The organism is Mesorhizobium sp. M0058 (genome assembly GCF_040323095.1).
Classification (GTDB): domain Bacteria; phylum Pseudomonadota; class Alphaproteobacteria; order Rhizobiales; family Rhizobiaceae; genus Mesorhizobium.
The window spans coordinates 384,970-398,299 of record NZ_JAMYUQ010000001.1; the positions used below are offsets into that span (position 1 = coordinate 384,970).

Genomic DNA, 13,330 nt, shown 5'->3' on the forward strand with positions numbered 1-13,330 from the left:
CTCGCTCATGATAGGGCCTCGGACAAGGCGGCCGACCATTCGGCAATGCGGGTTTCGAACACCGCCTCGTCAATGGCGACGGTAAGGTCGAAGCCGGGTGCCTCGACGAAATCGAGATTGGCCGCGCGTGGGCCGAGCGAAGCCTTCAGCGTCTCGAACAATGACAGCGGCCCGCGCACGGCGATGCGCACCGCCTCGCTGTCGCCGACCGCTTCGCGGATCGTGCCGGCAAGGGCTTCCAGCGAACGCTTCTGCAGATCGTCGCTGACGAGGCCGCCAATGATGCGCGCAATGGTGGCGCCGACGAGGTCGCTGACCTTCGCCTCCATGATCTCGATACGGGCAGTGACTACCGCGCCGAGATCGCCGCCGAAACTTTCCAGAAAGGCCTTTGCTTCATCGGCGTTGGCTTGGCTCTGCGCCTCGAGCGCTGCCTGGTGGGCGATGGCAAGGCGGGCTTCAAGGGCGGCTTCGGCATCGATGACCGCTTCGGCGATCAGCGCGCCGATGTCGGCCTGCGGCGCCGACGTCTCCGGCCTTGGCTCGGCCATGGCCGCGAGCGAGGGCTGGCCGGCACGCTGGCTGCGTGCGCCGAAATCCGGCAAAAGGTCGAAAAGCGCTGCCGAGGCCATGGTCTATACCGCTGCTTCCTGGGCCGCCCATTTGCGCAGGATCTGCGCGGTGCGCTCCTCATTGATGTCGACCATGCGGGCAAGCCGCTCCTGTGGCGCCGGCCTGATCTTCTGGCGAAGATCATCGAGTGGAGTCGGGCCGGGGCGGCTGCCGGGCAAGGCAGCCGGCGCCGGTTCGGCCCTGGCGGCTTCGGGTGTCGGCAGTGAACGCTGGACGTCGTCGAAGCTCGGACCGGCAAGTGCCGGCGTCGGCCGCGCGCTCAGCGCGGTGGCCATTGGCCTCAGGCCGAAGAAGGCGACCAGGAACACCACGACGATGAACGCGCCGGCATTGATCATCGTACCGGCATGGGTTCCGATCGACGCCATTATGCCCGGCTGCTCGACCGCCTCGCCGTCGAGCCCGTCGATGAACTCGACCGCCGAGACATCGATGATATCGCCGCGCTTGTCGTCGAAGCCGGTGGCCGAAGCCACCATCTTCTGGATGTCGGCAACGCGCTTGGCGATCTGCTCGGGCGTTGCGTCCTTGCCGAGGATGGTCATCAGCCGCTGCTGATTGACGACGACGGCGATCGACATCTTGGTAACGGAATAGCCGTTCGATACTGTAGCGATCTTCTTGGAGTTGATCTCGTAATTGGTGATCTCCTCCTTGCGGTCGTTCGCCGATGACGTCTGCGGACCGTCGGTGCTGGTCGCCTGGGTCTCGGGCAGGTTCTGCTCGACGGTGGCCGGGGTCGAGGCCTGCCTCTGGTTGCTGTTCTCGTTGGCGCGCACCGACTGCACGGAACGCTCCACGCGCGACTCCGGATCGAAGATCGTCTCTTCGGTCTGGCGGGTGTCGGTATTGACGTCGGCTTTGACGCTGGCGCGGAAATTGTCGGGGCCGAGATAAGGCGTCAGCGCGCGGCGGATGTTGTCGCCGATCTGCGCCTCGACGGTCTGCTCGACGCCGAGCGTGCGGGCAGCACTTGTGTTGGAGGGATCGTCGCCGGCGGCGAGAAGGTTGCCGTTGGAATCGAGCACGGTAACCTTGTCGGCCGACAGGCCCGGCACGGCGGCGGCGACGAGATGGCGGATCGACATGGCGCTCTTTTCAGCATCGATGCCGGAGTAGCGGATGACCACCGAGGCGGAGGGCTGCTGTTCGTCGCGGCGGAAATTGGCGCGCTCGGACATGACGATGTGAACGCGGGCCGCCTTGATGCCGGATATCGACTGGATGGTGCGGGCGATCTCGCCTTCCAGGGCGCGCACGCGGGTGATCTGCTGCATGAAGGAGGTCAGCCCGAGCGAGCCGACATTGTCGAACAGTTCGTAGCCGGCATTGGCGCTGGTCGGCAGGCCCTTTTCGGCGAGCAGCATGCGCGCCTGCGCGGTTGTGCCGGCCGGCACCAGCACGGAGGTGCCGTCGGAGCCGACGTCGAAGCCGATGCCGGCTTCGCCGAGCACCAGGCCGATCTGGTTCACGTCGGAGCGATCGAGCCCGACATAGAGCGTCTCATAGGCCGGGCGGTTGAGATAGACCGAGCCGATGCCGATGACGGCCATCACCAATGCGGCAATGCCGGCCAGCATGGCAAGGCGCCTGACGCCAAATGCCCTGAGATTCGAGATGATGCTCTGGATCTGTTGCGGCACGATTCAAGCGCTCCCAGCATGATATTCCGTGGGAACACTAGACCGCGAAGCTTGTGCGAAGATGATAGAGCATGTCGCCCGGAAGTGCAGCGGTTCCGGGTCAACGACATGCGTCAAAACACAGCCACAAAGCGAAAGGGCCGCGCTGTCGGCGCGGCCCTTCAATTCAAGAAGGAGAAAGCCGGGTCAGGCTTACTGCTTGAACAGCGCCAGGATCGACTGCGAGTTGCCGTTGGCGATCGACAGCGACTGGATGCCGAGCTGCTGCTGGACCTGTAGGGCCTGCAGCCGCGTCGATTCCTTGTTCATGTCGGCGTCGACCAGCGCGCCGACGCCCTTGTCGATCGAGTCCGACAGGTTCGACAGGAAGCTCTTCTGGGTATCGATGCGCGACTTGGCGGCGCCGAGATAGGCAGCGCCCGTGGACAGCTTGGCAAGCGCCGTTTCAACGGCGCCAAGTGCGGTGTCGATGGCTGCCGGAAGGACCTGGGTTGTGCTGGGATCGAAGAAGGTCGTCGCCAGCAGAGCGCCGACGATGCCGCCAGTGCCAGGAAGATCGAGAACCTGCGTGTCGGCCGCCTTGACGTCGATGGTGTCGATGGCGACGGTCGTGCCGGTGCGGTTATAGGACGCGACGATCTTCAGGTCGGAGGTCGCAGCAGCGTCGTTCTGCAGCAGGTTCGAGCCGGCATAGGAGGCGTTGGTGACCGACGACTTGATCTGGTCCTGGATGGCCTTGATTTCGGTCGCGATCTTCTGCTGGTCGTCCTTGCTGGCGCTGCGTGCAGTGACCAGCTTGGCCTTGATCAGGTCGACCTGGTCCTTGATGTCGGTGATGGCGGTGTAGGCGGTATCGACCTTGCCGGCGCCGAGGCCAAGCGCGTCCTGAACGGCCGAAAGCGCCTTGTTGTCGGACTTCATCGTGGTGGCGATCGACCAGTAGGCGGCGTTGTCGCTGGCGGTGGCGACGCGGTAGCCGGTCGAAATGCGTGACTGGGTGGTTTCAAGCTGCTTGTTGGTGTTGTTCAGGCTCTGCAGCGCGGTCAGAGCCGAAGCGTTCGTCATGATGCTAGCCAAGATATTTACCCCTTTTCAAACACTGGCGTGTCCCGAACACGCCGGATCAACTTCATCAAGGGGGTAGGCATAAGCCCATCGACCGTATGGTCTGCCCGCCATGGAATGGTTAACCATGACTACCGGGATATGGTTAACGGCCTGTTAAACCAAGCCATTCAGGGCGCTGGCCAAGAGCAAAAATCGGCAGCCATTTAGCAAGAAAATCAACAGCCGCAAAAAGAAATCGGGCCGCGCTGTTGGCGCGGCCCGACGGATGGTGTCAGTCGTAATGTCGAGAGATCAGCCGCGGAAGAGCGACAGGATCGACTGCGAGTTGCCGTTGGCGATCGACAGCGCCTGGATGCCGAGCTGCTGCTGGACCTGGAGGGCCTGCAGACGGGTCGATTCCTTATTCATGTCGGCGTCGACCAGAGCGCCGACGCCCTTGTCGATCGAGTCCGACAGGTTCGACAGGAAGCTCTTCTGGGTGTCAATGCGCGACTTGGCGGCGCCGAGCGAGGCAGCGCCGGTGGACAGCTTGGCAAGCGCGGTTTCAACAGTGCCGAGCGCGGTGTCGATGGCGGCGGGGGTAACCGCCGTGGTGCTCGGGTCGAAGAAGGCAGCGGCGAGCAGGCCGCCGACGATGCCGCCCGTGCCGGCGACATCGAGAACCTGCGTATCGGCAGCCTTGACGTCGATGGTGTCGATGGTGACGGTCGCGCCGGTACGGTTGTAAGCCGCAACGATCTTCAGGTCGGACGCAGCGGCAGCGTCGTTCTGCAGCAGGTTCGAGCCGGCGAAGTTGGCGTTGGCGACCGAGGACTTGATCTGCGCCTGGATGGCGTTGATTTCGGTCGCGATCTTCTGCTGGTCTTCCTTCGAGGCGCTACGGGCAGTGACCAGCTTGGTCTTGATCAGGTCGACCTGGTCCTTGACGTCGTTGATGGCGGTGTAGGCGGTGTCAACCTTGCCGGCGCCGAGGCCGAGGGCGTCCTGCACGGCCGAGTTGGCCTTGTTGTCGGACTTCATCGAGGTCGCGATCGACCAGTAAGCGGCGTTGTCGGAAGCGGTGGCAACGCGGTAGCCGGTCGAGATGCGGGCCTGCGTCTGCTCGAGGGATTTGTTGGTGTTGTTCAGGCTCTGCAGCGCGGTCAGCGCCGAGGCGTTCGTCATGATACTGGACATGGCTACTCGTACCTTGATTTTTACAGGGTGTTTTTGACATACCGGCTTTTCCGGTATGACGGAGCGGCATCATGCCAATGATCGTGAGACCCGATCACCCGCCATCTGCGAGCAATATGCGGGCAAGTCCCTACCAAAGGACTAAACGGGACGGTTAACCGGAAATATATTGCATAAAATTTTAGCAAGGCGCCAAGGGCGCGCGGACGGTCAGGTGAAGGAGCGCACCAGGCTGCCGACAAGCAGGTTCCAGCCGTCGATGAGGACGAAGAACAGGATCTTGAAGGGCAGCGAAACGACGGTCGGCGGCAGCATCATCATGCCCATGGCCATGGTGATGGTGGCGACGATCAGGTCGATGACGAGGAACGGCAGCACGATCAGGAAGCCGATCTCGAAGCCGCGGCGGATTTCGGAGATCATGAAGGCCGGCACCAGGATGCGCAGGTCGACGGTGTCCCTGGCAACGACCTGGCCGCGTTCGCGGGCGAGATCGGCGAACAGGTCGAAGTCCTTGTCGCGGACATTGTGCAGCATGAAGGTGCGGAACGGGTCCGAAATCTTTTCGAACGCCTCGGTCTGGCTGATCTGGTTGTCCATCAGCGGCTTGACGCCGGTGTTCCAGGCCTGGTCGAAGGTCGGCGCCATGACGTAGAAGGTCATGAACAGCGACAGCGAGATCAGGATCAGATTGGCCGGCGTCGACTGCAGGCCGATGCCGGCGCGCAGGATCGAGAAGGCGATGACGAAGCGGGTGAAGCTCGTCACCATGATCAACAGGCCCGGCGCCACCGACAGCACGGTGAGCAGACCGAACATCTGGATGATATAGCCGACGGTGGCGCCGTCGGCCTTGCCGATGCCGCCGAGATCGAGCTGCTGGGCGGCGGCGACAGAGGTGGCGGCGACGACGATCGCGGCGGCGAGGACGAGTTTTCTCATTCGAGCAGCAATGTCCTGATCAGAACCTGTTTGGCATGGCCACCGCTGCGGATTGCGGCGCGCTCCTCGAGGTCGGCTTTCAAATGCTGGTAGCCGCTGGCGCCTTCGATCTGATGCATCTTCAGGGTGCGGACCATGGCAAGCAGGTCCTGGTGAATGCTTTCGGTAAGTTCCGGCGGCTGCGGCGCATCGTAGACCACCGACGCTTCCAGCCTTATCCAGGTGTCAGCAGGCGAAGCCAGATTGGTGGTGATCGGCGCCAGCTGGACAAGCGTCGGCCCCGTGCCGGGAGCATGTTCGGCCGCCTTGCTCGGTTGCTCGGCATTGGACTGGTTCTCCGGTGCGGCGGGCATAGGCACCGGTCCCCCGACGCCCTTCAGATAGCCGCCGGACATCCAGCCCATGCCGATCGCGGCGCCCGTCACCGCCAGCAGCATCGCAAGCTGGATGACAAGCGACGGGCCCTTTTTTTGCTGAACCTGTTCGACATTTGCCACGGCGCCGTTCTCCAGTCCTAAAAGGGGAGGACTTGGTCGAGGATCTGCTGACCGTAAGCGGGCTGCTGGATTTCGCTGACGCGGCCGCGGCCGCCATAGGAGATGCGCGCCTCGGCGATGCGTTCATAAGAGATGGTGTTTTCAGCGCCGATATCGGATGGACGCACCATGCCGGCGATGGTCAGCACCCTGAGCTCGTAATTGACGCGCACCTCCTGTGAGCCCCGGATCATCAGATTGCCGTTGGGCAGGACTTCGGTGACGACGGCGGCGACGTTGAGCTCGAGGTTCTCCGAGCGCTTGATTTCGCCGTCCGCATTGGTTTCGGTGGTGGAGCTCAGCCCCGCGTCGCCCTTGCCGCTGGTGGTGGCACCTTCCCATCCGAGGTTGACGTCATAGCCGAGCTTGCGCCCGGCGGTGCGGCTGCGGTCGTTCTGGTTCTTGAAGTTGGCCTTGTCGTTGAGCTTGATCCTGACGGTGAGGATGTCGCCGTCGCGCAGCGCGCGTGGGTCGGTGAACAACCGGCTCTGGCGATCATCCCACAGCGAGAATTTCTTCACTGGCGCGGGTGGCGTTTCGGGATAGGAGTAGGGCGCATTGACGCTGCCGGTAATGCCGGTGCCAACCGGCGACAGCGCCGGCTCCCTGCCGATCTCCCTGGGGTCGGAGGCGCAGCCGGCAAGTGAAGCGGTGGCGACCAGGGCGAGTATATGCGACTTCATGACGGGTCTACCCTTCGCGCCGCGCTGGCCATAATGCCGGTGAGCGTGGCTGCCGCCTTCTGGTCCATTTCGTTGAGAATGACGCCGGCCTTGCGCGAATCGAGTTTCATCAGGATGGCGGCGGCGAGATCGGCGTTGACCATGGCCAGGCGCTCGGCCGCGGCATCCGGTTTCATGCCGGCATAGATCTTGACGACGCCATCCTCGGCGCGGGCCAGGAAGACTTCACGCCGCTTCAGCCATTGCTCGTATTCGGCGCGCTTGTCGTCCAGCGCCTTCATGCGGAGGTCGATGCCGGCCTGCAGCTGCTTCAGTTCTTCGGCCTGCAGCGCGTAACGGCGGTCGCGGGCGGCGTCGGCGATGTTGGAGCAGAAGCGCTGGATCTCGCTTTCATCGGGCACCTTCTCGCGGACCAGCTGCTGCACTGCCGCCGGCTGTTGCCCGCCAGGCAGAACCTGCCGCACCGCTTCTTCCGCGCGGACAGTGCCGCCGGCAAGGACGGTGGCGGCGATGACGCAAGCTGCCAAGGCTGCGCTGCGGCGGTGCTGCTTTTGGGAAAAGAAATCGATCATCGGCATGGCCTATTGGAGAACCAGATCGGCCTGCAAAGCGCCGGCCGACTTGATGCCTTGCAAAATGGCAATGATGCCGTCCGGCTTGACGCCGAGACGGTTGAGGCCCGACACCAGCGTTTCGAGGTTCGGTCCGTCGAGCACATTGACGCGGGCGTCAGGCCGCGTGGCATCGATGGTGGTGAAGGGTTCCTCCGCTGTCACGCCCTTGGAGAACGGTTCCGGCTGGACGATCTTCGGCTGTTCGGTGATGCGCACGGTGAGCGTGCCGTGGCTGATCGCCACCCGCGAGATCTTGACCTCGTTGCCGATGACGATGGTGCCGGTGCGTTCGTCGATGACGACGCGTGCCGGCGTGTCGGTCTCGACCACCAAATTCTCGATCTCGGCGTAGAAGCGCGCCGCCGAAACATTCTTCGGCCGCCTGATCTGCACGGTGCGTGCATCGCGCTCCGCCGCCACGCGCATGCCGAAGCGTTGCGAGGTGTAGCCGTTGATGGCGTCGGCGATGCGGACGGCAGTGGAGAAATCGGGGTTGCGCAACTGCAAGGTGAGCAGCGCCTGGTCCTCGAATTCGGCGCGCACGGTGCGCTCGACGATGGCGCCGTTGGGCACGCGGCCGGCCGTCGGCACGCCTTGCGTCAGCTTTTCGGCATCGCCTTGGGCAGTGAAGCCGGAAACGATGACCGAGCCTTGCCCGACAGCATAGATCTCGCCATCGGCCGCCTTCAGTGGCGTCATTATCAGCGTGCCACCGGCAAGCGATGTGGCGTCGCCCATCGAGGAGACGTCGATGTCGATGCGGGCGCCCGACTGCACGTAAGGCGGCATGTTGGCGGTGACGATGACGGCGGCGACGTTCTTGGCACGCGCGCTGCCGCCTTCGGTGGCAATGCCAAGATTTTCGAGCATGGCGCGGATCGATTGTTCGGTGAAGGGCGAATTGCGCAGGCTGTCGCCCGATCCGGCGAGGCCGATGACCAGGCCGTAGCCGACGAGCTGGTTGTCGCGCGAAGCCTGCAGTTGCGCAATGTCCTTGATGCGCGATGCGACCTGGCCGGGTGGCAGAGAGCTTGGGCCGTTGGAGACCCTGAACATGCGGCTGGTGGTGGCCGGATCGTATTCGGGATCGACAAAGGCGCCGCCATTCTGGCCGGCAAGATCGCGCTTTTGCTTCGGCGTAAGACCGTCGGCCAGCGCCGGCTGCAGGCCGACAACGGCCGCGAGCAGAAGGGCAGCTCCGCGTCTCATGACGCGCTGACCCGGATGGTGCCGTCAGCCATCACCGTGCCGGAAAAGATCTTGCCGCTGTCGGTGTTGCGGACCTTTATCAAATCGCCGGCGGCACCCGGCTGCAGCGACACCGCCGTGGCCGAAATGGTGAGGTCGCCGGCGATGAAATAGACCTGCACGTCGGCGCCCTGTTCGACCAGCCAGGCGTCGCGGATGGCGGCGACCGGGATATAGCGGCCGGGCAGCAGCGTGCGCTTGGCGACCTTGCCCTGGAGTTCCATCGCCTGCGTGGCGACCGCATCCGGCCTGTGCTTTCCGGGGAGCAGCGTCACCGGTTTCAGCGCGCCGGTATCGATCATCTCGCCGGGATAGATGACCCGGTTGGGGATCAGCACGATCTCGCCGGTTGCCTGACTGCTTGCGACCTGGGTGGTGGTCTCCTGATTTGCCGCTTCCTGGGCAAACGCCGGCACACCGCCGGCTACCAGCGCGAGCATCAGCGCGGTGCGGCAAAGCGCGGAGCGGGAGGCCGGAGAGACCATCAAACCTTACCTGATGTTCTTGGACACGACCGAGGCCATGTCGTCGGCGGCCTGGATGACCTTGGAGTTCATCTCATAGGCGCGCTGCGCCGAAATCAGCTCGGTGATTTCCTTGACCGGATCGACGTTGGAGGCCTCGAGATAACCCTGCTCGACCGAGGCGAAGCCGGGATCGCCGGGCACGCCGACATTGGCCGGGCCGGAGGCCGGCGTCTCCTGGAACAGATTGTCGCCGAGCGGCGCCAGGCCGGCTTCATTGGCAAAGTTGGCGAGCTGCAGCTGGCCCAGCAGCTGGAGGTCGGTCTGGCCGTCGATGCGGGCAAAGACCTGGCCGGTCTTGTTGACGACAACTTCGATGGCATCGGTCGGTACGGTGATGGCCGGGATGACATTGGCGCCGTCGACGGTCACCAGCTGGCCGGTGGCGTTGGTATTGAAGGCGCCGGCGCGGCTGTAGAGCGTGCCGCCGTCGCCGCCCTCGATCTGGAACCAGCCGCGGCCCGTCAGCGCCATGTCGAAACTGTTGCCGGTCGAGGTCAGTTCGCCCTGCGTATGGACGTTGCGCACCGCCGTCGTCTTGACGCCGAGGCCGATCGACACGCCTTCCGGCACCAGCGATGAATTGGAGCGGTTGGGCACGCCCTGCGTGCGGTCGACCTGGTAGAGCAGGTCGGAGAATTCGGCGCGCGCGCGCTTGTAGCCGGTGGTGTTGATGTTGGCGATGTTGTTGGCGATGACTTCCAGATTTGTCTGCTGGGCATTCATGCCGGTCGCTGCGATGGCGAGTGCTTTCACGGCAAGTTCTCCTCAGATGCCCATACGGCTGATTTCGAGATAGGCGGAGACGACCTTGTCGCGGATCGCGATCGTGGTCTGCAGGGCCTGCTGGGCGCTCATGACGGCGTCGACGACCTGACGGGTATCGGCGTCGCCCCTGAGTGCCTGGATCGACACCTGCTCGGCATTCTGCAAGGTGTTGACGGTCTTCGAGGCGGCCTGGCTCAGCGCCTCGGCAAAGGTGGTGCCGATTTCGCTGCCGGCCATCGGCGCCTTGGTGCCCTGGAACAGGTCGGTCGTGGTATCGGCGCCACCGATCTCCGGCTTGAGGGGAAGCGATCCGATACCGCCAATGCCGCTGATCATTACTGGTTCCTCATCAGGTCGATGGTCATGGAGATCAGATCACGCGCCTGCTTGATGACCTGAAGGTTGGCTTCGTAGGAGCGGTTGGCCTCGCTCATGTCGGCCATCTCGACCAGCACGTTTACATTGGGCATCTTGACGTAGCCCTTGTCGTCGGCGGCCTCGTTGCCGGGCTGGAATTCGACGGGAAAGTCGCTGGGGTCGCGGTCGATGGAGTTGACCTCAACTGTCGTGCCACCCGAGGCACGGTCGAGTTCCGAGACGAAACTGATGGTCTTGCGGCGATAGGGGTCAGCGCCCGGGGTGTTGCCGGTCGACTGCGCGTTGGCAAGGTTTTCCGAAACGACGCGCAAACGGTCAGACTGGGCGCTGAGGCCGGACGCGGCGATCTTGAGGGCTGAGGTCAAAGCGTCCATGGTCAGCTCTTCACCGCCATCATCATCATCGAATGGAAGGCCTTGACGATCGCGGTGTTGAGCTCGAAGGAGCGGCGGACCTCGCCGGCCTTCATCAGTTCGTTCTCGACCACCACCGTGTTCTTCGAGGGCATGATGGCGCCGGTCGTCTCTTCTGGCTTGACCGTGAAGCCGGCATTAGTGGCGGCAGTGCCGAGGTGGCCTGCCTGGGTGGCGGTCAGCGACACTGCCGTGCGGTCGAGCACCTTCTCGAACGGCTCGACATCGCCGGCGGTGTAGCCGGGCGTGTTGACGTTGGCGATGTTGCCGGCAATTGCGGACTGGCGCACCGACAGCCATTGCGACTGCTTGGCGGCGAGGTCGAAAAGGTTGATGGGCTCCATGGGGATCTCCAGGCTGGTACGTACAAGACTAGGCTGCCAGTCTTGCGCGGACCTTGCGCGGGCCAGGCGTAAGCCGGTGTGCCGCTATTTGGAGAGTTCGATCACCTGGTCGGTGCTGGTGACCATGACCCACTTGCCGCCGCGTTGCTCGATCGACGAGACGACGCTGGTATCGGGCAGCTTCGAGCCGCGCTGGACAATCCACAGGCCGGCATCGTCCTCGATCATGGCGCGGCCATTGGCGACATGAACCATGCGAAATTTGGGATCCGCCGGGAAGGGCTGCTCGTCGACGCCGGGAGGCTGGGTCTTGTCCTCGGGGTCCTGCAGCGTGCCGGTGGCGAACAGGTCGACATCGGGAACATCGTTTGCCGTCAGCGGCTGACCGCTGTTTTCCATCTGCGAACCGCCGCTGACCCGCCCTGCATTGGTGCCGCTGCCGCCGAACTTGATCGCCTGCACGCCGAACTGGTCCTGATTGAAGAAGATATACCAGGGAAACAGCGCGCAGATCAGGCCGAGCGTGATGCCGAGCGCGGCAAAGACGATATCGCTGCGGCGGTCGGATTTCTTGTCGAGCCTGGGATATTGCGGCCTTGGCGGCTGCGGCCATTCGGTGACCGGGAACAGCCCGTCGAGAAGCGAGTCGCGACTGGTCTCGATAGCTTCTTTGGGGCCGGCGCGAGGGGTCCTTGGCAATTCAGGCTTGACGACGCTGGGCAAGGCAGGCTCGGCCAAGCGAGGCACAGTGGACTCGACTACGCTGGCTACCCTGGGCAAGAATGGCCTGGCGGCCCTGGCCAGAATGGCCTCAGCCTTGGCGGCCTTGTCGAGATCGGCCTTTGCCCTGACAGCTCTCGCTTCGTTGGCCCGGGCTTCCTCGGCGGCACTGGCCTCTGCGATCATCTCGCGCAAAAGCCGCTCGGTGTACTGAAGCTCAGTCTCCTGCATCGACACTTTGCTTGCCTTTCAGATGACGGGCGAGGTCGGAGAATGCGTCGCTCGAGGCGCGATCCCTGGGCGACTGCGTCAGCGCCTCGTAGATCAGCGGCACCTGGCGCACGGCAATATCGAGCTCGGCATCGGCGCCGCCCTGATAGGCGCCGAGCAGGCGGATGTCGCGCGTGTCCTCGAAGCGCGAGATCATCGATTTCAGCCTGGTCACCAGCATGCGTTGCTCGGGGCTCCATGCCTTGTCGGCGAGGCGCGAGATCGACGACAGCGGATTGACCGGGGGGTAGCGGCCCTGTTCGGCAATGGCGCGGTCGAGCACGACATGGCCGTCGAGGATGCCGCGTACCGAATCGGCGACCGGGTCGTTGTGGTCATCGCCGTCGACCAGCACCGAGATGATGGCAGTGATCGATCCCTGTCCTTTGATACCGGGGCCTTCAGCGCCAGGTCCGGCGCGTTCGAGCAGCTTCGGCAGGTCGGTGAAAACCGAAGCGGGATAGCCCCGGGCGACCGGCGGCTCGCCGGTGCCGGTCGCCACCTCGCGCAGCGCATGGGCAAAGCGGGTAATCGAATCCAGCACCAGCAGCACGCGATGGCCCTGGTCGCGAAAATGTTCGGCAACGCGCATGGCGGTATCCGGCGCGCGCCGGCGCATCATGGCGCTCTCGTCGCTGGTGGCGACGACGGCGACCGTCTTGGCCATGCTCTCTGCGCCGATCGTGTCTTCGAGGAATTCGCGTACCTCGCGGCCGCGCTCGCCGATCAGCGCCACGACCACGGTGTCGAAGGCGTCGGCGCCGGCCAGCATGGCGAGCAGCGTCGACTTGCCGACGCCGGAACCGGCAAAAATGCCGAGGCGCTGGCCGAGGCAGAGCGGCGTGAAGATGTCGATGACCTTGACCCCGGTCGTGAAGGCGGTGCCGACGCGCTGCCGCGCCATGGCGCCGGGCGTGGTGCCGTCGCCGCTCGCAGCCTCGCCGATCCTGATCAGCGGCGGGCCGCCATCGATGACGCGGGTCAGCGCGTCGATGGCGCGCCCGCGCCACGAGGCAAGCGGCGTTACCGTCAGCGGGCCGCGGCGAAACACGGCGTCGCCGATGCCGGCGTCGGCGCTGCGTTCGAAGGGGGCGATGACGACTTCGTCGCGGCCGATCCTGACGATCTCGCCGCGGCGCGTGCCGGCATTGCCGCGCTGTTCGACGAGGTCGCCAAGCCTGGCGACTTCAGACAGGCCGCGCACCTTGTAATGCGTTGGCGAAACCTCCGAAACACGGCCGCCGCGCCGCAGCAACGTCTCGGTGTCATCGAAGCGGCGCCAGATCCGCTCCAGCGCAGCCAGCCGGTTTTCCGGTGCTGTCTCCGGTTGCCGTTCAAGCGCGCGTATCGATGATTTGCTGCTCGACATG

At 64.3% G+C, this 13,330-nt stretch carries 16 protein-coding genes; all 16 read right to left on the bottom strand.

Annotation, left to right across the window (positions count from 1 at the left end; genetic code table 11):
- Positions 1-5: 5 nt before the first annotated feature.
- Positions 6-632: a hypothetical protein gene (locus NKJ75_RS01950; RefSeq protein WP_352499083.1), complete on the bottom strand. Its 627-nt coding sequence runs from the start codon at positions 630-632 to the stop codon at positions 6-8.
- A gap of 3 nt (positions 633-635) precedes the next feature.
- Positions 636-2,276: a flagellar basal-body MS-ring/collar protein FliF gene (gene fliF, locus NKJ75_RS01955; protein WP_352499084.1), complete on the bottom strand. Its 1,641-nt coding sequence runs from the start codon at positions 2,274-2,276 to the stop codon at positions 636-638.
- A 192-nt stretch (positions 2,277-2,468) separates the two neighbouring features.
- Positions 2,469-3,353 (bottom strand): flagellin N-terminal helical domain-containing protein, encoded by an 885-nt coding sequence (locus NKJ75_RS01960; protein ID WP_023683302.1) that lies wholly within the window; start codon positions 3,351-3,353, stop codon positions 2,469-2,471.
- A 282-nt stretch (positions 3,354-3,635) separates the two neighbouring features.
- Positions 3,636-4,520, bottom strand: coding sequence for a flagellin N-terminal helical domain-containing protein (locus NKJ75_RS01965; RefSeq protein ID WP_023683303.1), 885 nt, complete (start codon positions 4,518-4,520; stop codon positions 3,636-3,638).
- A 210-nt stretch (positions 4,521-4,730) separates the two neighbouring features.
- A complete protein-coding gene (gene fliP / locus NKJ75_RS01970) occupies positions 4,731-5,462 on the bottom strand; it encodes a flagellar type III secretion system pore protein FliP (RefSeq protein ID WP_023710973.1) in 732 nt (243 codons plus the stop codon).
- Entirely contained in the window at positions 5,459-5,959 is a 501-nt protein-coding gene (locus NKJ75_RS01975; RefSeq protein ID WP_352499085.1) for a flagellar basal body-associated FliL family protein, read from the bottom strand. Before NKJ75_RS01975 ends, fliP begins: the two co-directional genes overlap by 4 nt.
- 17 nt (positions 5,960-5,976) lie before the next feature.
- Positions 5,977-6,681: a flagellar basal body L-ring protein FlgH gene (gene flgH, locus NKJ75_RS01980; protein ID WP_023673654.1), complete on the bottom strand. Its 705-nt coding sequence runs from the start codon at positions 6,679-6,681 to the stop codon at positions 5,977-5,979.
- Complete coding sequence (locus NKJ75_RS01985; protein ID WP_027049841.1) at positions 6,678-7,259, bottom strand: MotE family protein; 582 nt, start codon at positions 7,257-7,259, stop codon at positions 6,678-6,680. Before NKJ75_RS01985 ends, flgH begins: the two co-directional genes overlap by 4 nt.
- Before the next feature lie 3 nt (positions 7,260-7,262).
- Complete coding sequence (locus NKJ75_RS01990; RefSeq protein WP_352499086.1) at positions 7,263-8,504, bottom strand: flagellar basal body P-ring protein FlgI; 1,242 nt, start codon at positions 8,502-8,504, stop codon at positions 7,263-7,265.
- Positions 8,501-9,028: a flagellar basal body P-ring formation chaperone FlgA gene (flgA, locus tag NKJ75_RS01995; RefSeq protein ID WP_023825408.1), complete on the bottom strand. Its 528-nt coding sequence runs from the start codon at positions 9,026-9,028 to the stop codon at positions 8,501-8,503. The genes NKJ75_RS01990 and flgA overlap by 4 nt, the downstream gene beginning before the upstream one ends.
- Before the next feature lie 6 nt (positions 9,029-9,034).
- Positions 9,035-9,823 carry a flagellar basal-body rod protein FlgG gene (gene flgG / locus NKJ75_RS02000; protein ID WP_023673650.1) on the bottom strand — a complete coding sequence of 263 codons (789 nt, stop codon included), beginning with the start codon at positions 9,821-9,823 and terminating at the stop codon, positions 9,035-9,037.
- Positions 9,824-9,835: 12 nt separating this feature from the next.
- Positions 9,836-10,171: a flagellar hook-basal body complex protein FliE gene (fliE, locus tag NKJ75_RS02005; protein ID WP_023737680.1), complete on the bottom strand. Its 336-nt coding sequence runs from the start codon at positions 10,169-10,171 to the stop codon at positions 9,836-9,838.
- The gene (flgC, locus tag NKJ75_RS02010) at positions 10,171-10,587 is read right to left on the bottom strand and encodes a flagellar basal body rod protein FlgC (protein WP_023686341.1); all 417 of its coding nucleotides are present in this window, start codon (positions 10,585-10,587) and stop codon (positions 10,171-10,173) included. The genes fliE and flgC overlap by 1 nt, the downstream gene beginning before the upstream one ends.
- Before the next feature lie 2 nt (positions 10,588-10,589).
- Positions 10,590-10,970 (bottom strand): flagellar basal body rod protein FlgB, encoded by a 381-nt coding sequence (gene flgB / locus NKJ75_RS02015; RefSeq protein ID WP_023691724.1) that lies wholly within the window; start codon positions 10,968-10,970, stop codon positions 10,590-10,592.
- 84 nt (positions 10,971-11,054) lie between these two features.
- Positions 11,055-11,921: a hypothetical protein gene (locus NKJ75_RS02020; protein ID WP_352499087.1), complete on the bottom strand. Its 867-nt coding sequence runs from the start codon at positions 11,919-11,921 to the stop codon at positions 11,055-11,057.
- A complete protein-coding gene (gene fliI, locus NKJ75_RS02025; protein WP_023751306.1) occupies positions 11,908-13,329 on the bottom strand; it encodes a flagellar protein export ATPase FliI in 1,422 nt (473 codons plus the stop codon). The genes NKJ75_RS02020 and fliI overlap by 14 nt, the downstream gene beginning before the upstream one ends.
- Between the last annotated feature and the right edge of the window lies 1 nt (position 13,330).